General features: G+C 76.1%; 19 protein-coding genes. 10 read left to right on the forward strand and 9 right to left on the reverse strand.

Translation table 11 applies throughout. The features are described from left to right. Window positions 1–90 precede the first annotated feature (90 nt). Window positions 91–429, forward strand: a complete 339-nt coding sequence (locus tag ACGFIZ_RS31580; RefSeq protein ID WP_393426156.1) for a hypothetical protein — start codon at window positions 91–93, stop codon at window positions 427–429. A 25-nt stretch (window positions 430–454) separates the two neighbouring features. Here ACGFIZ_RS31580 and ACGFIZ_RS31585 read toward each other — a convergent pair whose 3' ends face one another. From ACGFIZ_RS31585 to ACGFIZ_RS31615, 7 genes are all read right to left on the reverse strand, one after another. Then, the gene (locus tag ACGFIZ_RS31585; protein ID WP_393426238.1) at window positions 455–1,198 is read right to left on the reverse strand and encodes a RibD family protein; all 744 of its coding nucleotides are present in this window, start codon (window positions 1,196–1,198) and stop codon (window positions 455–457) included. A gap of 77 nt (window positions 1,199–1,275) precedes the next feature. Then, the gene (ribA, locus tag ACGFIZ_RS31590; protein ID WP_393426159.1) at window positions 1,276–1,929 is read right to left on the reverse strand and encodes a GTP cyclohydrolase II; all 654 of its coding nucleotides are present in this window, start codon (window positions 1,927–1,929) and stop codon (window positions 1,276–1,278) included. 12 nt (window positions 1,930–1,941) lie between these two features. Further along, window positions 1,942–2,907 (reverse strand): lysylphosphatidylglycerol synthase transmembrane domain-containing protein, encoded by a 966-nt coding sequence (locus ACGFIZ_RS31595; protein WP_393426162.1) that lies wholly within the window; start codon window positions 2,905–2,907, stop codon window positions 1,942–1,944. Next, entirely contained in the window at window positions 2,904–3,743 is an 840-nt protein-coding gene (locus ACGFIZ_RS31600; protein WP_393426165.1) for a methyltransferase domain-containing protein, read from the reverse strand. Before ACGFIZ_RS31600 ends, ACGFIZ_RS31595 begins: the two co-directional genes overlap by 4 nt. Then, window positions 3,740–4,912, reverse strand: coding sequence for a glycosyltransferase family 4 protein (locus tag ACGFIZ_RS31605; RefSeq protein WP_393426168.1), 1,173 nt, complete (start codon window positions 4,910–4,912; stop codon window positions 3,740–3,742). Before ACGFIZ_RS31605 ends, ACGFIZ_RS31600 begins: the two co-directional genes overlap by 4 nt. Before the next feature lie 23 nt (window positions 4,913–4,935). Next, entirely contained in the window at window positions 4,936–5,334 is a 399-nt protein-coding gene (locus ACGFIZ_RS31610) for a 6-carboxytetrahydropterin synthase (RefSeq protein WP_347668084.1), read from the reverse strand. Between the two features lie 4 nt (window positions 5,335–5,338). Next, the gene (locus tag ACGFIZ_RS31615) at window positions 5,339–6,424 is read right to left on the reverse strand and encodes a dehydrogenase (RefSeq protein ID WP_393426171.1); all 1,086 of its coding nucleotides are present in this window, start codon (window positions 6,422–6,424) and stop codon (window positions 5,339–5,341) included. Window positions 6,425–6,452: 28 nt separating this feature from the next. Here ACGFIZ_RS31615 and ACGFIZ_RS31620 point away from each other — a divergent pair, with 28 nt between their 5' ends. Then, on the forward strand, window positions 6,453–7,250 hold the full coding sequence (locus tag ACGFIZ_RS31620; RefSeq protein ID WP_393426174.1) for a CDP-alcohol phosphatidyltransferase family protein: 798 nt from the start codon (window positions 6,453–6,455) through the stop codon (window positions 7,248–7,250). Continuing rightward, window positions 7,247–8,959: a sulfatase gene (locus ACGFIZ_RS31625; protein WP_393426177.1), complete on the forward strand. Its 1,713-nt coding sequence runs from the start codon at window positions 7,247–7,249 to the stop codon at window positions 8,957–8,959. The genes ACGFIZ_RS31620 and ACGFIZ_RS31625 overlap by 4 nt, the downstream gene beginning before the upstream one ends. 47 nt (window positions 8,960–9,006) lie before the next feature. Here the strand turns inward: ACGFIZ_RS31625 and ACGFIZ_RS31630 are convergent, their stop codons facing one another. Next, entirely contained in the window at window positions 9,007–9,324 is a 318-nt protein-coding gene (locus ACGFIZ_RS31630) for a hypothetical protein (protein ID WP_393426180.1), read from the reverse strand. A 384-nt stretch (window positions 9,325–9,708) separates the two neighbouring features. On the opposite strand from ACGFIZ_RS31630, the gene ACGFIZ_RS31635 reads away from it, so the two are divergent. Together ACGFIZ_RS31635 and ACGFIZ_RS31640 are read left to right on the forward strand one after the other, a co-directional pair. Continuing rightward, a complete protein-coding gene (locus tag ACGFIZ_RS31635) occupies window positions 9,709–9,990 on the forward strand; it encodes an exo-beta-N-acetylmuramidase NamZ domain-containing protein (RefSeq protein WP_393426241.1) in 282 nt (93 codons plus the stop codon). Further along, window positions 9,930–10,520 (forward strand): hypothetical protein, encoded by a 591-nt coding sequence (locus ACGFIZ_RS31640; protein WP_393426182.1) that lies wholly within the window; start codon window positions 9,930–9,932, stop codon window positions 10,518–10,520. The genes ACGFIZ_RS31635 and ACGFIZ_RS31640 overlap by 61 nt, the downstream gene beginning before the upstream one ends. 103 nt (window positions 10,521–10,623) lie before the next feature. On the opposite strand, the gene ACGFIZ_RS31645 is transcribed toward ACGFIZ_RS31640, so the two are convergent. Further along, the gene (locus ACGFIZ_RS31645) at window positions 10,624–11,367 is read right to left on the reverse strand and encodes a GntR family transcriptional regulator (RefSeq protein ID WP_347668088.1); all 744 of its coding nucleotides are present in this window, start codon (window positions 11,365–11,367) and stop codon (window positions 10,624–10,626) included. A gap of 272 nt (window positions 11,368–11,639) precedes the next feature. Between ACGFIZ_RS31645 and ACGFIZ_RS31650 the strand changes: the two genes are divergently transcribed. From ACGFIZ_RS31650 to lsrF, 5 genes are all read left to right on the forward strand, one after another. Next, window positions 11,640–12,746, forward strand: coding sequence for an ABC transporter substrate-binding protein (locus ACGFIZ_RS31650; RefSeq protein ID WP_393426186.1), 1,107 nt, complete (start codon window positions 11,640–11,642; stop codon window positions 12,744–12,746). Window positions 12,747–12,853: 107 nt separating this feature from the next. Next, window positions 12,854–14,476: a sugar ABC transporter ATP-binding protein gene (locus tag ACGFIZ_RS31655; RefSeq protein ID WP_393426189.1), complete on the forward strand. Its 1,623-nt coding sequence runs from the start codon at window positions 12,854–12,856 to the stop codon at window positions 14,474–14,476. Beyond that, window positions 14,473–15,432 (forward strand): ABC transporter permease, encoded by a 960-nt coding sequence (locus ACGFIZ_RS31660; RefSeq protein ID WP_393426192.1) that lies wholly within the window; start codon window positions 14,473–14,475, stop codon window positions 15,430–15,432. Before ACGFIZ_RS31655 ends, ACGFIZ_RS31660 begins: the two co-directional genes overlap by 4 nt. Beyond that, window positions 15,429–16,448, forward strand: a complete 1,020-nt coding sequence (locus ACGFIZ_RS31665; RefSeq protein ID WP_393426195.1) for an ABC transporter permease — start codon at window positions 15,429–15,431, stop codon at window positions 16,446–16,448. The genes ACGFIZ_RS31660 and ACGFIZ_RS31665 overlap by 4 nt, the downstream gene beginning before the upstream one ends. Continuing rightward, window positions 16,441–17,325, forward strand: coding sequence for a 3-hydroxy-5-phosphonooxypentane-2,4-dione thiolase (gene lsrF, locus ACGFIZ_RS31670; RefSeq protein ID WP_393426198.1), 885 nt, complete (start codon window positions 16,441–16,443; stop codon window positions 17,323–17,325). Before ACGFIZ_RS31665 ends, lsrF begins: the two co-directional genes overlap by 8 nt. The last annotated feature ends 49 nt before the right edge of the window (window positions 17,326–17,374 follow it).

The raw sequence follows: 17,374 nt of genomic DNA on the forward strand, positions 1-17,374 counted from the left end.
TGGCGGCGAATGGGCTATCCCTGACCTGCTCCGCAGGGGTTCCGTTTCCTCCCCACGGCTAAAGCCGGGGGTTTCCACGGAAGACATTCGATGATCGGCGATGAGGAGTACGTCCGGCAGCTACGGGAGACCTCCGCCTACCACCGGGCGGTAGCGAGCTTCCGCGGGCTCATCCTCGGACTCCTCCTCGCTCTGGGCATCATCCCGCTCGGGCTCTTCGGCGTGTCGCCTGACGTCGTACGTGCCTTGGCCGCGGCCATGTTCGTGGTGGTGGTGCCGTCGATTTTGATCGGCTGGACGGCCGTCATCCCGCTGGCCCTCAAGGGCCGGGCGCTGATGCCCGGCAACGACCTGGACACGACGGCCAGGCGCTCCGCGCTCGGTATCCGGGCGATCCTGCGTGACCTGCCCCCGGGCCGGAGAAGCTGAGGGCGCCGAGCCGCGGACCGTCGAATCACACGTGACCTGGGTCGCTCCCGCAGCGGCCGGAGAGGGCGTAGCGCAGCAGCACGACGTCGCCGATCTGGCGGGCCTCCGCGAGGATCGCCCGCCGGCCCGGGTGCCACGGGAACCGGCCGTCGCCGGGGAACCGGGGCGCGCGGCGGTCGCCGACGAAGAACGGGGCGACCACCAGGTGCAGCTCGTCGACGAGCCCCGCGCCGAGGAACTGCGTGTGCACGCCCGCGCCGCCCTCGACCATCAGCCGGCGCACCCCCCGGGCGGCCAGGTCGGCCAGCACCCCGGCACAGCCGAGCGGCGCACCGGCGTCGGGGCCGTCGGCTGGCCCCACGCCGCCCGCCGCCGCGGCGCAGCCGGGCGGCACCTCCACGACCGTGGCCAGCCCGGCCAGGCGGTGCCGGGCCTTCTCCAGCGCCGCCGGCGCGCAGTAGACGATCCGCTCGGCGTCGCCGACGGTGAAGAACCGGGCCGCCGGGTCGAGATCGCCGGTGGCGGTGACGGTGACCTTCGTCGGCGACGGGGGCAGGCCGCGGGCGACCCGCCGCTGCTGACGCTCCGGCGAGCGCACCACCAGCCGCGGATCGTCGAGGCGGACCGTGCCGGCGCCGACGAGGATGGCGTCGCACCCCGCCCGTACGGCGTCGACGCGGTCCAGGTCCGCCTCGTTGGACAGCAGCAGCCGCTGGTCGGTGGCGTCGTCGATGTAGCCGTCGATCGACATGGCGCAGGACAGCAGCACGTACGGCCGGTCCGGCGGCGCGCCCGCGCCGTCCGCGACGGTGGGACCCGGGCGCGCGGGGCCCGGTGCCGTGGCGGTCACGGGACGACGGAGAGGTCGATGGTGTGGGCCGCCCGACTGGCCTTGGCCGCCAGGTATCCGACGTTCGCCGGGGACAGGTGCAGCGCCGTGGGCACCCGCTCGACCACCTCGATCCCGAGCCGGCGCAGCTGCTCGGCCTTGTCCGGGTTGTTGCTGAGCAGGGCCACCCGGCCGGCCCCGAGGGCCACCAGCATCTGGGCGGCGACCGTGTAGTCCCGCTCGTCGGCGCCGTGACCCAGGGCCAGGTTCGCCTCGTAGGTGTCCAGCCCCGAGTCCTGCAGGGCGTACGCGTCGAGCTTGGCGTACAGGCCGATGCCCCGGCCCTCCTGCCGCAGGTAGAGCACCAGGCCGCCCGGCTCGGCGATCCGCTCGACCGCCTCGCGCAGCTGCGGACCGCAGTCGCAGCGCTGGCTGCCGAACACGTCCCCGGTCAGGCACTCGCTGTGCGGGCGGACCAGCGCGGGCGGCCCGCCGGCGGCGGCCCGGTCCAGCGCGGCCTGCCAGTCCCCGACCCCGAACGCGAGGTGTTCGCGGCCGTCGGCCAGACCGTGGAACGAGAACACCCGGGCGGTCGTGGCGTAGCCGTCGGAGAAGCGCAGCGGAACCGTCACCTGCGTCCGGACGGTCGCGCTCGGCAGTGCTCGGGACATGACTCTCCTTCGTCACGCGGTCAGCCGCTCGGGGCGCGCCGGCCGGGTGACGGGCCCCGGGCGGCGGCGGGCCAGCAGCACCACCGCCCCGGGCAGGCTCGACACCAGGACCAGGACCCCGTACACCGTGGCGGTGGCGACGCCCTGCGCGGCGGTGAGGCCCGCAGCCCCGAACGCCCAGGCCGCCACCCCCTCGCGCGGCCCGAACCCGGCCACGTTCAACGGTATGCCCATCGCGAGCAGCGCGAGCAGGGTCAGCGGCACCAGTCGGGACAGTGGCGCGGTCGCCCCCGCCGTCCGGGCGGCGACCAGGAAGGTGGCCAGGTGGCCGGCGACCACCACGGCGGAGGCCAGCAGCACCCCGCACCAGGTGCGGCGGGCCAGCAGGCCGGCACGGACGTCGGCCACCGCCGCCCGCAGCGCCCGCGCCCAGGCCGACGCGCCGAACCTCGGGGCCGCCCGGGCCAGCAGCACCGCGCCGACCGCCCCGGCGGCGAGCAGCGCCACGGCCGCCGGCAGGTACGGCCGCACCGGCGACGGGAACGCGGCCAGCACCACCACCACGATCACCGCCTGGACCGCCTGGCCGGCGGCGCGTTCCCACACCACCGCCCGCACACCCCGGCCGAGGTCGCCGGCGTCGCGCCCGTGGCGGACCGCGCGGTCCACGTCGCCGAGCACCCCGCCGGGCAGCGTCGCGTTCAGGAACACGGCCCGGTAGTAGTGCGCCACGGCGACGCCGAGCGGCAGCCGTACGCCGAGCCCGCCGGCGACGAGGCGCCACCGCCACGCCGCGCAGACGGTGGTGAGCAGGCCGGCGCCGAGCGCCGCCGCGAGCGCCGGGCCGTCGATCAGGCGCAGCCCGGCGAGGAACGGGCCGCCGCCCACCTGGCGCAGCAGGAGGGCGAGCACCGCCACCCCGGCGAGGGTCCGCGCCCACCGCCAGGCCGACCGGGGCAGCCTCGGCACGACGCTCATGGGCAACCGGCGAGCAGGTCGCGGTGGTCGACGAGGACGCCGAGCCGGCCGGCCCGCGCCTGCGCCAGCCGCCGGCGGCCGTACGCCTCGGCGGGGCCGGCCAGCTCGGGCCGCTGCTCGCGGGCGGCGCCGAGCCAGCCGGTGAACCACCCGGCCGCCAGCTCGGCCTGATCGGGGCCGAGGCGCCAGGGGCTGGGCCGGACGATCGCCGACACGCCGTGCCGGGCGAACGCGGCGACGCAGGCGTCGAGGGCGTCGGGGCCGAGCAGTGTACGCCCGGCGACGGCGCGCCGCTGGTGGTCGTTGAACGCCTTGGCGACCTCGTCGTCGAGCGGGTCGGGCGGGGTCAGCTCGACCCGGCCGACCACCGAGAGGGTGAGCAGGGTGGGGCGTTCGGCGCAGGCGGCGACGATCCGCTCGACCTCCTCGGCGGTGAGCATGTCCAGCAGCGCGGACGCGGTGACCAGCGAGGCGTCGGCGAGGTCGGCGGCGGTCAGCCGGGTGAGGTCGGCCCGCCGGGTCGCCACGGTGACCGGGGCGCCGTCGGCGGCGGCCGGCGGGGCGGCACGGGCGCGGGCGAGCAGGCCGGGGTCGCGGTCGTGCAGGACCCAGTGCTGCGGGCCGGGCAGCCGGGGGGCGAGCCAGCGGCCCATCGACCCGGTGCCCGCGCCGAGGTCGTGGATCACCGTCGGCCCGCCGGCCGGGAGCTGTCGACGCAGCGGTTCGAGCAGGTCGGCGGCGCGCGCCGACGCGTCGGCGGCCTCCCGCAGCCGCAGCCAGCGGGCGAAGGCGCCCGGGTCGTGGCTGACCCCGGTCGGGTCGTAGCCGTCGCTCATGTCGCCGCCTCGCTGCGCTGGGCGCCGTCATGAGCCGTGGCACCGAGTTCGCCGGCTCGCCCGCTCACGTCGCCGCCTCCGCGGCCCGCCGCGAGGCCGAGGACGCCGCCGCGACCGCGGCCCGGACCCGCCAGCGCCGCGGCGAGGGCCGCCGCGGTGGCGTCCCAGCCGGCCAGGGTGTCCCGGCGGGCGCGGGCGGCCCGGCGCAGCCGCTCGCGCAGGCCGGCGTCGCCGAGCCAGCGGCGCAGGGCGGCGGCCAGCGCCGCCGGGTCCTCGGGCGGCACCAGCAGGCCGGGCCGCTCGCCGTCCGGGGCACGCCCCAGCGCCTCGGGCAGGCCGCCGACGTCGCTGGCCAGCACCGGTACGCCCCGGGCCAGCGCCTCGGTGACCACCATCCCGTACGTCTCGCCGCGCGAGGCCAGCACCAGCAGGTCGGCGGCGGCGTACGCGGCGGCCAGCCCGGGGCCGGTGCGGGGGCCGACCAGCCGTACCCGCCCGGTCAGGCCGGTCCGCTCGGCCAGCCGGCGCAGCCCGTCGGCGAAGTCCGGGGCGCGGGTCGTCGCGCCGACGCAGACGCAGCGCCACGGCAGGTCGGTGATCGTGGCCAGGGCGGTCAGCAGCACGTCGTGGCCCTTGTGCGGGGCGACCGCCGCCACGCACAGCAGCTCGGTCCCGGCGGGCGTCCCGGCGGCCGGCGGCGCGGGATCGACTCCCGGCGCGGCGACGCGCACCCGGTCGGCGGGCAGCCCGTACCGGTCGAGCAGCCGGCGGCGGGCCCAGTCGCTGGTCGTCACGACGGCGGTGGCGGCGGCCAGGGCGCGGGCCTCGGCGGCGTCCTCGCGGGGCAGGTGCACCAGCACGACGAGGCGCAGCCGGCCGGCGTGCGGTGCCAGCACGTCCGGCGCCACCGAGGCGACCAGCCCGTCCAGCAGCACCACCGCGCCGTCGGGCAGCGCCGCGAGGCGGCCGGCGAGCGCGGCCCGCCCGGCCGGGGTGGGGTCGGGCCAGCCGCCGGTCACCGGGTGCTCGCGGACCCGCCAGCCGGCGCCGGCCAGCCCGGCGCAGACCCGCCGGTCGTAGTGGTTGCCGCCGCTGGGCGTGGCCGGGTCGTCGATGTCGTCGGGCAGCACCACGTGCACCTCCCGGGCGCCCGCGCCCGCCGTGGTCACGGCGGGCGCAGGCAACTGGCCGGTCACAGCGGGCGCTCGTAGCTGGCCCAGGCGACGTGCGACTCGTGCAGGGTGACGGTGATACCGGTCAGCCCGCGCGCACCCTCGCCCAGGTCGCCCGCACGCACCCGGTCGGCGAGCCGGTCGGCCACCGTACGGGCCAGCACCTCCGTCGTGGTGTTCGTCCCGGCGAACGCCGGCTCGTCGTCGAGGTTGCGGTACGTCAGCTCGCCGAGGATCGCCTTCAGCGCGTCCGTGGCCCGGCCGATGTCGACCACGATCCCGTCGGCGTCCAGGTCGGGCCGGCGGAAGGTGGCGTCGACGACGAACGTGGCCCCGTGCAGGCGCTGCGCCGGCCCGAAGACCTCGCCGCGGAAGCTGTGGGCGATCATCATGTGGTCGCGGACGGTCACGCTGAACACGTTGTCACTCCTCCTGGTAGGTGATGAGGTGGCACAGCGCGGGCAGGCGTCCCGCGCTCAGTGCGGCGAGCACGTCCGGCAGCTCCGCGAACGGCGAGCGGCCGGTGATCAGCGCGTCGAAGGCGGGGTCGGCGAGCAGTTCCAGGGCCAGCGCGAGCCGGTCGGCGTACGTGCGGCTGCCCCGGCGGGCCGGGGCGACCCGGCCGACCTGGCTGCTGCGTACGGTCAGCCGGCCGGAGTGGAACGCCCCGCCCAGCGACAGGGTGACGGGGCGGTCGCCGTACCAGCTCAGCTCCAGCACCGTGCCCTCAGGGGCGAGCAGGTCCAACGCGCGCTGCAACCCGGCGGAGGTGGCGCTGGCGTGCACCACCAGGTCGCGCCCGCCGGTGGCCTCCTCGGGCCGGGCGAAGTCGACGCCGAGCGCCGCGGCCACGGCGGCCCGGCCGGGGTCCGCGTCGACCAGTTCGACCCGCACCCCGGGGAAGCGGGCGAGCAGCGCGGCGACGCAGGCGCCGACCATGCCGGCGCCGACCACGCTCACCCGGTCGCCGACCAGCGGCGGGGCGTCCCACAGGGCGTTCACGGCGGTCTCCACGGTGCCGGCGAGCACCGCGCGGGCCGCCGGCACCCCGTCCGGTACGGGCACCACCGCGTCGACCGGCACCACGTACGCGGTCTGGTGCGGGTGCAGGCAGAAGACGGTACGCCCGCGCAGCGCCGCCGGGCCCTGCTCCACCACGCCGACGCTGAGGTAGCCGTACTTGACGGGGGCGGGGAAGTCGCCCTCCTGGAACGGGGCGCGCATGGCGGCGTACTGGTCGGCGGGGACCCGGCCGGTGAAGACCAGCGTCTCGGTGCCCCGGCTGACCCCGGAGTAGCGGGCGCGGACCAGCACCTCGTCGGGGCCGGGCGCGGGCAGCGTCGCCTCCCGGATCTCCCCCGCCCCGGGCTCGCGCAGCCAGAACGCGTACGCCCGCGAGGCGTCGGTCGTCCCCTCGTGGCGCACCTCGTCCTCCTCGTGGTTTCCCGGCGGTCCGAACCGTCCGGGCCCGCCGTTCGTGGTGTGTGTCGACGGACCGTCGACGGTCATCCCGTCGATCATCAATCACGGAGGCGCGGTGTTCAGGGTTCAACGGGGTCCGATCACCGGACTGGTCGTCCAGTTCGTCGTCCTGGCGGGCCTGCACGCGGCCGTCGGGATCGGCCCGGCCGGCTGGTGCGCCGGGCTGGCGTACGGGATCGTCGTCTGCGCCCTGCTGGCGCGGGGCCTGCGCCGCGCCGGGGCGGCGGGCCTGGGACCGGGCGACGTGGTGACGTTGGGCCGGGCGGTCCTGGTGGGCGCGGTGACCGCGCTGGTCGTGGACGGGTTCGGCGGGGCCGCGCCCGTCCCGCTACTGGTCGGGCTGACGGCGGTGGCGCTGCTGCTGGACGCGGTCGACGGGCAGGTGGCCCGGCGCACCGGCACGGCCAGCGCGCTCGGGGCGCGCTTCGACATGGAGGTCGACGCGTACCTCATCCTGCTGCTGGGCGCCCACCTGGCGCCGACGCTCGGGGGCTGGGTGCTCGCGATGGGCGCGATGCGGTACGCCTTCGTGGCCGCCGGGTGGGCGCTGCCGTGGCTGCGCGGGACGCTGCCGCCGCGCCGCTGGCGCAAGGTGGTCGCCGCGGCGCAGGGCGTGGCCCTCGCGGCGGCCTCGGCCGGGGTGCTGTCCCCGGCGGCGGCGAGCGTGCTGCTGGCCGGCGCGCTGGTCCTGCTCGTCGAGTCGTTCGGCCGGGACGTCGGCTGGCTCTGGCGGCGCCGTCCGGCGCGGCCACGCCCTGTGATCGGTGCCGGCCGTCGCGGAGGGCGCGCACATCCGGCGCGACCAGACCCGAGCACGGAGCCCACCCCCGTGCCGCCCGGGGTGTCGGCATGAAGGGCGACGCGACGACGGGAACCCGGGGGCGCGGCGGGTGGCGGCGCCTGCGGGCGGGCGTGGCGAGCGGGCTGGCGGGGCTGCTCGTGCTGGCCGTCCTCGCCGCGCCGGTCCGGCCGGGCGAGCTGACCCCGTGGGCGTTCCTGCGCCTGCCCGTCGAGGCGCTGCTGGCCGCCGCCGTGCTGCTGGCCCTGCCGGCGCGGGTCCGGCGCCCGATGGCCGCGCTGGCCGGGGCGGCGCTCGGCCTGCTGGGCGTCCTGAAGCTCGCCGACCTGGGCTTCTCCGGCGCGCTGGGCCGGCCGTTCGATCCGGTGTCCGACTGGGCGCTGCTCGACGACGCGACCGGTTTCCTCGCCGACTCGGTCGGCCGGGCCGGCGCGACCGCGGCCGCCGTCGCCGTCGGGCTGCTCGCCGTCGGGCTGCCGGCCGTGGGGGCGCTGGCGGTGCTGCGGCTGGCCGTGCTGCTCGCCCGGCACGAGACCGGCGCCACCCGGGCCGTGGCGGCGCTGACCGTCGGCTGGGTCGCCTGCGCCGCGTTCGGCGTGCGGGTCGCCCCCGGCGTACCGGTCGCCGACTCCGGCGCCGGCGCCCTCGTCCGCGATCACGCGGCGCGGGTGCGGGCGGGCCTGGCCGACCGGGACGTGTTCGCCGCGCAGGTCGCCGCCGACCCGTTCCGGGACACCCCGGGCGGGCAGCTGCTGACCGGCCTGCGCGGCAAGGACGTCGTCGTCGCGTTCGTGGAGAGCTACGGGCGGGACGCGGTCGAGGACCCGGAGTTCGCGCCCGGGGTCGGCGCGGTGCTCGACGCGGGGACCGCGCGACTGCGGGCGGCCGGCTTCGGCGCCCGCAGCGCGTACCTCACCTCGCCGACCGCGGGCGGCGGGAGCTGGCTGGCCCACGCCACGCTGCTGTCCGGGCTGTGGATCGACACCGAGCAGCGCCACCGGAGCCTGCTGGCCGGGGACCGGCTCACCCTGGGCGGCGCGTTCCACCGGGCGGGCTGGCGCACGGTCGGCGTGATGCCGGCCGCCGTGCAGGACTGGCCCGAGGGCCGCTTCTACGGCTACGACCAGTTCTACGACAGCCGGGCCCTCGGCTACCGGGGGCCGGCGTTCGGCTACGCCCCGATGCCCGACCAGTACGCGCTGTCGGTCTTCCAGCGTCGGGAGCGGGCCGGCACCGGCCGGCCCCCGGTGCTGGCCGAGATCGCGCTGACCTCCAGCCACTCCCCGTGGACCCTCGTTCCCCGGCCGCTGGGCTGGGACGACCTCGGCGACGGCTCGGTCTTCGCGCACGCCGTGACGGTCACCCCCGGCGGCCGGGACGCGGTGCGCCGCTCGGCCGCTCAGGTGCGCGCCGGGTACCGCAGCAGCGTCGAGTACACCCTGGAGACGCTGATCTCGTACGTCGAGACGTACGGCGACGACGACCTGGTGCTGGTCTTCCTCGGCGACCACCAGCCCGCCCCGGCCGTCACCGGCGCGGACGCCGGCCGGGACGTGCCGGTCACTGTCGTGGCCCGCGACCCGGCCGTGCTGGACCGGATCGCCGGGTGGGGCTGGCAGGACGGCCTGCGTCCCGGCCCCGGGGCGCCGGTGTGGCGGATGGACAGCTTCCGGGACCGCTTCCTGACCGCGTTCGGGTCGCGGGCGGGCCCGGCGGGATTGCCGCCGCCCAGGCGGTCGCCGGGTGCCGCCCCGCACCGCTGACCGGCGTCAGGCGGCCTCGCGTCCGCTCCCGTCGGGGCAGCGACCGCTCAGGCCGCCTCACGTTCGGCCCCGCCGCCCCGCTGCGCGGGGACCGGCGTCGCGGGAAGGGCCAGGGGCGCGGGGGCCGGCTCGGCCGGCGACTGCACCGGCGCGCCGCGCCGGGACAGGCCGAGCGCACGCTCGGCGTTGGCCAGCGCCGCGCACGGCGAGGGCTGGCCGGCGCAGAGCAGGTTGCGGCAGCGGCCATTCTCGTCGGGCTCGTGCGCGCTGGCGACGTCGTACCCCAGTCGCCACAGCAGCGGGTCGATCACGTCGTCCGGTGGAACTGTGCCGTCACTGGCCCGGTGGCGCGGTGTCTCGGACACGTATGACCCCTCTCGTCGTGGCTGGCCCCCACTCTTCACCGCCCGGCAGCGCCGCTAAACCTGCCGGTCGCAGCGATTCTCCCGCACGTCGGCACCACCGGGGTCCGGGGGGACGCCCGGACGTGCCGCCCCTCACGTCGGCACCTACAACCCGCTGCGGGTGGCGACCCACGAGTACGCCGCGATCTGGGCGGACGTCCGGGCGGCGGCGTCGTGGCGGGACCGGCTCCGCCACGTCCTCGGCCGGCCCGGCTGGCAGCCCGCCCGCTGAGTCGACCGTCGACCGCCGCAACCGCCCCCGACGGGTGTAGCTAACTATCCTTGATCAGCCATCGTCCCGTAACTAAGTTTCGATGAACCGAGCTGCCTGGAGGGGTGGATCTGATGCACGGCTCCGGTCAGGTCGACCTGGCGGCGGCGTTCGGTCCCGAGCACGGCTTCCGGGGCTCGGCCCAGGCGGGCGGCAGCGAGGGCAGCGGCACGGACGCGCGCACCGGCATCACCGTCCACGACGCGTACGGCGCGTCCCAGGCCAGGTGGGAGGCCATGTTCACCGAGTCCGGCACGGACACGGTGGTCTTCGACATCCGGTCGACCTGCACGTGGTGCGCTGCCGGCACTGGAAGCGGGACACGCTCGCCGCCGACACCGACCTGCCCTGGGTGATGCCCAGCCCCAACATGCCCACCACGGACGCCGCGCTCGTCTACCCGGGCACCTGCCTGTTCGAGGGCGTCGCCTCGATCACCGAGGGGCGGGGCACGACCCGCCCGTTCGAGCTGGTCGGCGGCCTGGCGACCGACTTCGACCACCACTGGGGCGACCGGCTCAACGCCCGGGGCCTGCCGGGGGTGGAGTTCCGCGAGGCGTACTTCTCGCCGACCTCGGCCGGACAGAAGCCGGCGCTGCTCAACAAGCTCTGCGCGGGCGTGGAGGTGAAGATCGTGGACCGCGACGCGTACGACCCGATCCGCACCGGGGTGGCGATGCTGGTGGAGGCGCGCAGGTACCCGGCGTTCGCCTGGCGGCAGACGCGTGGGGACCGCGAACGGCCGTACTGGATCGACAAGCTCACCGGGTCGCCCCGGCTGCGCACGATGATCGACGCCGGCGCCGACGTGGCCGACGTGGTGGGCGCCTGGGCCGACGAGCTGGCGGCGTTCGACCGGCGGCGCCGGCCGTACCTGCTCTACTGACCGGGGCGCACCCGCGCGGCCGGGGCCGGCGTCCTCGCCGGCCCCGGCCGACCGTCGTCGGGGGACGGTCCTCGCGGGACCGTCGACAGGGAATGGTCCGGCGTCAGCGGATGCCCACGTAGAACCGCGTCTGGTCGCTGCGGTGCAGGGCGTAGTACGCCTCGAAGCGGGTGCCGTCGGGCAGCCAGGCCACCGACTCGATGCCGAGCAGCGGCGTGGAGGCGGTGACCTCCAGCAGCGCGGCGTCCTCGGGCTCGGGAAAGACCGCCTCGATCCAGCGGTCGGCCGCGGCGGCCTCCAGCCCGTACCGGCGGCGCAGCACGTCGTACAGGGACTGGTTCTCCAGCACGGCCCGCTCCAGCCCGGGCACCAGGGCGGCCGGCAGGGCGGTGTCGACGAGCAGCCACGGCTGGCCGTCGACGCTGCGCAGCCGGCGCATCCGCACGACCGGCGCGCCCTGCGGCAGCCGCAGCAGGTCCGCCTCGCGCTTGTCCGCCTCGCCGAGACTCTGGCTGACGGTGTGGGTGGTGACCCGGCGGCCGGACTCGCGCAGGTCGGCGGCGGAGCCGGAGACGGAGCCGACGAAGCGCAACTCCGTCTTGCGCGGCGCGACGAAGGCCCCCCGCCCCTTGACCTTGTAGATCATCCGCTGCTGGACGAGCTCGCGCAGCGCCTCCCGGACGACCGTCCGTGACACGCCGTAGATGTCGCTCAGCTCCGCCTCCGAGGGCAGCGGCTGGTCCGGGCCGATCTCACCCGCCTCGATCTGCCCGCGCAGCGTCCGCATCAGCTGCATCCACAGCGGCTCGCCCCCGTCGCGGGTGAGCCGCCGGTACGTCATCGTCATGGATTCCCTTCCCATCGACCGACCACAGCATGCCACGGCGGTTTCGAGATGTCATGACAAGCCCGCCGCCCTCCGATTGAGAAAAGCCGCAGGTGGTCGCGACTCTGCAACACGTACGACTGTGATCTGAAACACGTTTGTGACGTGCATCTAGCGAACCTGTCACTACAGGTCTGTAATGACTGGCACGCCGACCGTGGTCCCCTGCCGGGCCGGCGCAACCCGACACCACCACTCCCGCTCCGGCGGGTCCGCCCGATGGAGGCCCCACCATGCGCACCACACCCCCGCCCCGGCGTCGACGGGCCGTGCTCGCCGCCGCCCTCGCCGTGGCCCTCGGCGCTACGGCGACCGGCTGCGGCTCCGGCGACTCCGGCGGCGCCGCCGCGGGCTCCGGCGGCGACAAGCCGTTCATCGCCCTGAGCAACGGCTTCATCGGCAACGGCTGGCGGCAGACGATGATCGCCAAGTTCGAGGCCGCCGCCACCCAGGCCCAGAAGGACGGCCTGATCAGCAAGTTCAAGGTCGTCAACGCGCCCGGCGAGAACTCCGCCACCGAGCAGGTCGCCCAGATCAAGAGCCTGCTGCTGCAGAAGCCCGACGCGCTGCTCATCGACCCGGCCTCCCCGACCGCCCTCAAGCCGGTGATCGAGCAGGCGTGCAACGCCGGCATCAAGGTCGTGGTGTTCGACTCCGCCATCGACGCCCCGTGCGCCCACGTCCTGCTCAACAGCTTCAAGGACTGGGCGACCGCCGCCGCCCAGCCGCTGATCGACGGCATCGGCGGCAAGGGCACCGTCATCATCAGCCGCGGCGTGGTCGGCTCCCAGCCGGAGGCCGAGATGTACCAGACCACCCAGGACATCCTCGCCAAGTACCCCGACGTGAAGGTCGCCGCCACCGTCAACGGCCTGTGCGACGGCGCCAAGGCGCAGAAGGCCGTCCTCGGCGTGCTGTCCAGCGTGCCGCAGGTCGACGGGGTCATCGGCTGCGGCGACGGCTACGGCGTCGCCCAGGCGTTCACCACCGCCAACAAGCCGATCCCGGCGCTGACCTTCGAGACCAACGGCCGCGCGCTGAACTACTGGAAGGACAGCAAGCTCGACAACGGCTCGGTCGCGGTCATGTCCGACCCCGGCCAGTCGGTGGCGGCGCTGTGGGAGGCGCTCGACCTGCTCGCCGGCAAGGACGTCCCGAAGGAGCTGACCTTCCCCATCGTCCTGGTCGAGCAGAAGGACCTCGCCGCCTGGGCCGGCGTGCTCAAGCCCGACGAGTACGCCGCCTGGCCGTGGACGCAGGAGCTGTTCCGCCAGCAGGTGGAGGCCGTGAAGTCCGGCGGCGCCCCGGTGCGCCCGCCGATCCCGACGGCCGCCAACTGACCCAGGGCCGTCGAAGCGGCCCCGGTCGCCCCGACCCGCACCCGGCCCGCCGGCCGGACGGGTCGGGGCTCGGCCAGGGGCCGCCCCCACCAGAGGAGAAGCGGATCATGCACGTCGACAACCCCCCGCCGGGGTCCGTCGCCGCCCCGCCGCGCGGCGAGCGGCCCCCCGCCGCGGCGCGACCGGTGGTCACCACCCGGCGGGTGACCAAGACGTACGGACGAACCCGCGCCCTCACCGGCGTGGATCTCGACGTCCGCGCGGGCGAGGTGCTCGGCCTCGTCGGCCACAACGGCGCCGGCAAGAGCACGCTCATGCGCGTCCTCGCCGGCCTGGAACCCTGCGACGAGGGCACGGTCCTGGTGGGCGGCAGGGAGGTGACGCCGCGGGACGTCGACCCGGGCGCGGCCGCCTTCCGCGCGGTGCGCATGGCGTACCAGGAGACCTCGCTGTGCCCCGACCTGACCGTCGCGGAGAACATCTGGCTCTCCTCCCGCCACTGCCTGCCCCGGCTGGGCTGGCGGCGGGCGGCCGGGGCGGCGGTCCGCCGGCGGCTGGACGAGATGTTCCCCGGGCACGGGGTGTCGCCCCGGGACCGGGTCGCGGACCTGTCCATCGCCCGGCGGCAGATGGTGGAGATCGCCCGGGCCAGCCTGGTCGACCGCCTCGACCTGCTGATCCTGGACGAGCCGACCGAATCCCTCGGCCCGGACGCCGCCCGTACCCTGTACGACCACGTCCGGCGGCTCGCCGCCGGAGGCACCGCCGTCCTGCTCATCTCGCACCGCATCGGCGAGGTCCTGTCCGTGTCCGACCGGGTCGCGGTGATGCGCGACGGCGCGGTGGTGGCCGAGCGGCCCGCCGCCGGCCTCGGCGAGCGCGACGTGCTCGAGCTCATGGGCGCCGAGGTCGCCGAGTCCGCCGCCGTCGCCGCCCCGGCGCGCGCGAGCGCCGACCGGCCGGTGCTGGCCGAGCTGCGCGGCGCCACCGGCCAGGGGCTGCGCGACGTGTCGATCCGGGTCGGCGCGGGCGAGGTGGTGGGCCTGGCCGGCCTCGCCGGCCAGGGCCAGCAGGAGGTGCTGGAGCGGCTCTGGCGCCCGGTCCGCCGGGACACCACGGTCCGGGGCACCCGCGCGTACGTGCCGGGCGACCGGCAGCGCTCCGGGGTGCTGCCCCTGTGGTCGGTGGCGGAGAACCTGACGATCACCGCGATGCGCGGCCTGGCCCGGGGCGGTTTCCGGCGGATGGCCGAGGAGGCCGCGACCGTCCGCGGCTGGGTCGACCGGCTGGCCGTGCGCGGCGGCGCCGACGCCGCGATGACCGAACTCAGCGGCGGCAACCAGCAGAAGGTCATCGTCGCCCGGGCGTTCGCCTCGACGGCGGACCTCGTCCTGCTCGACGACCCGTTCCGGGGCGTCGACGTGCACACCAAGACCGACCTGTACGCGCTGATCCGCGAGGAGGCGGCCAGGGGCCGCAGCGTCGTGTGGTACTCGAGCGAGAACGCCGAGATGGCGCACTGCGACCGGGTCTACGTGCTGCGGGCCGGGCGGGTCGTCGCCGAGCTGAGCGGCGGCGAGATCTCGGAGGAGCGGATCATCGCCGTCTCCTTCGCCGAGTCGGAGTCCGGATCCGAGTCCACATCCACGCCAGCGTCCACGTCCGGGGCCGGGCCGGCGTCCCCGGCCCCGTCCCCTGCCACGCCCGAGTCCACCGGAGCACCGCGATGACCGACCTCGTCGCGGCGGCCGTGCCGCCGCGTGCCCTGCTGCGCCGTACCGCGCCCGCCGTGGTCAGCGCCGTCGCCCTGGCCGCGATGGTCGCCGTCTGCGCGTCGCTGCAGCCCGGCGTGCTGACCGTTCCCGGGCTCACGCTGATCCTCTCGGCCACCGTCCCGCTGGTCGTGGCCGCCCAGGCCCAGATGGTGCTGATGTCCGTCGGGGACATCGACCTGGGCATCGGCAACTTCGTCGGCCTGGTGACCGTCGTCTCGGCCACCACGCTGGTCTCCTCCCCCGGCGTGGGCGCGCTGCTGCTGCTCGGCCTGGTCGCCGGGTACGCCGTCCTCGGCGCGCTGATCCACCTGCGCCGGGTGCCCTCGCTGATCGCCACGCTCGGCGCGTCCTTCGTGTGGCTGGGCCTGGGCCTGTTCCTGCTGCCCACCCCGGGCGGCACCACCCCGGCCTGGCTCGCCACCTTCGGCTCCTGGCAGCCGGCCGGCTTCCCCGCGCCGGTGCTGCCGATCCTGGTCGTCTCGGCGCTGGTCTGGCTGCTGTCCTCGCGCAGCTCCGTCGGCGTCCGGGTCCGCGCGCTGGGCAGCAACCCCGTGGCGCTGCACCGGGCCGGCCTGCGCCCGCTGGCCGCGCGGGTGGTCGCGTACGCGGCGGCCGGCGCCCTCGGCGTGCTCTCCGGCCTCGTGCTCGCCTCGCAGACCGGCGGCGGGGACGTGTCGTCGGCCACCAGCTACACGCTGATCAGCGTCGCGGCCGTGATCCTCGGCGGCGGTTCGTTCGCCGGCGGCACCGCGGTGCCGTGGGGCGTGGCCATCGGCGGGGTCACCCTCGGCCTGGTCAGCGTCGTCCTCAGCCTGCTCGACGTGCCGTCGAACATGCAGTCGGCCGTGCAGGGCGTGATCGTGCTGGCCGTGCTCGCCGGCCGCGTCGTGGTCGGAAAGGTGCTCCGTTGATTCCCCGTACCCTCGCCCGCCCCTGGATCTGGGGCTTCCTGGCCGCCGCGCTGGTCTGGGTCACCATCCTGGCCATCTCCTCGCAGGGCGGCGGGCAGACCGTGTCGCTCGCCCTGTCCCTGGCGCCGTACCTGGTCGTCGTGGGCCTCGGCCAGATGCTGGTGATCACCGCCGGGCCCGGCAACATCGACGTGTCGGTGGCCTCGGTCGTCTCCCTCGCCGGGTTCGTCTCGGTGCAGGTCGCGGCGACGACCGGCTCGGTGGCGCTGGGCATCCTCGCCGGGATCGGCACCGGCCTGGCCATCGCGGTGATCAGCGTGGTGGCGATCCTCGGCCTGTCCGTCCCGCCGATCATCGCCACCCTGGCCGCCGGGCTCGTCGCCTCGTCGCTGACGCTGTCGCTGGCCGACGGGTTCACCGCCGTGCCCGACGAGGGCCTGCGCCGGCTGCTCAACCTGCGGCCGGCCGGCGTGCCCGTGCTCGCCGTCGCGGTCGCCGCGCTGACCGCGCTCGTCGTGGTCCTGCTCCGGCGCACCACGTACGGGCGGTCGCTGCTCGCGGTCGGCCAGAGCCGGCCGGTAGCGGAACGGGCCGGCGTCCCGGTCGCCCGGATCATCGCGGTGACGTACCTGGCCAGCGGCGCCCTCGCCGGGCTGGCCGGGGCGCTGCTCGCCGCCTACATCGCGCCGTCGCCCGACCTGGGCACCCGCTACCTGCTCGACTCGGTCGCCGTCGTCGTCATCGGCGGGACACTCATCTCGGGCGGCCGGGCCGTGCCGGTCGGCATCTGGGGCAGCGCGCTGTTCTTCATCCTGCTCGACGGCCTGGTCAACCTGGTCGGCTGGAGCACCGCCGCACAGAACCTGCTCAAGGGCGGTCTGGTGCTGTTCGTCCTCTTCCTCGCCGGCGGCGGCGGCCTGCGCGGCCCCGCCACCGGCTCCCGAACCCGTCGCCGGTCGCGCCCCGCGGCCGCGACCACCCCTGCAACGATCACAGGAGACACCACGCATGGCTGACACCGACGGTCTGCTCGACGCCCGCACCTTCACCGGGGGCGGACGCCCGGCCACCGGCTTCCACGTCAAGGGGGCGCACGCCCAGGACTGGGGTCTGCAGAACCGGCTGTCCCGGATCTTCCAGCCCAACGGCCGCACGGTGATGCTCGCCTTCGACCACGGCTACTTCCTCGGCCCGATGGCCGGCCTGGAGCGGATCGACACCATGATCGCCCCGCTCGTGCCGGACGCCGACGCGATCATGATGACCCGGGGCGCGCTGCGCACCAGCATCCCGTCGCACAGCACCGCCGGGGTGGTGCTGCGCGCCAGCGGCGGCCCGAGCGTGCTCAAGGACCTCTCCGACGAGCACATCGCCCTGGACATCGAGGACGCGGTGCGGCTCAACGCGGCGGCGCTGGCGATCCAGGTGTTCATCGGCGGTGAGCACGAGTCCCGCTCGGTGGCGAACCTGGCCACCCTGGTCGACGCCGGGCAGCGGCACGGGATCGCGGTGCTGGGGGTGACGGCTGTCGGCAAGGACATGGTCCGCGACGCCCGCTACTTCCGGCTCGCCACCCGGATCAGCGCCGAGATGGGCGCGCACATCGTCAAGACGTACTACGTCAACGAGGGCTTCGAGACGGTCACCGCGAGCTGCCCGGTGCCGATCATCGTCGCCGGCGGCAAGAAGCTGCCGGAGCTGGACGCGCTGACCATGGCGTACCGGTCGATGCAGGAGGGGGCCGCGGGCGTCGACATGGGCCGCAACATCTTCCAGAGCGAGCACCCCGCGGCGATGCTCGCCGCGGTCCGGGCGGTGGTGCACGACGACCTCAAGCCCGCGGAGGCGTACGAGCTCTTCCAGGACCGGGCGGCCGGTTCCGCAGCCTCCTGACCGTCTCCGAGGGGCGCGGGCCCGTCCGCCGGTCCCGCGCCCCGCACCC

Origin of the sequence: Micromonospora sp. NPDC048830 (assembly GCF_043198215.1) — a bacterium.
Taxonomy (GTDB): Bacteria; Actinomycetota; Actinomycetes; order Mycobacteriales; family Micromonosporaceae; genus Micromonospora.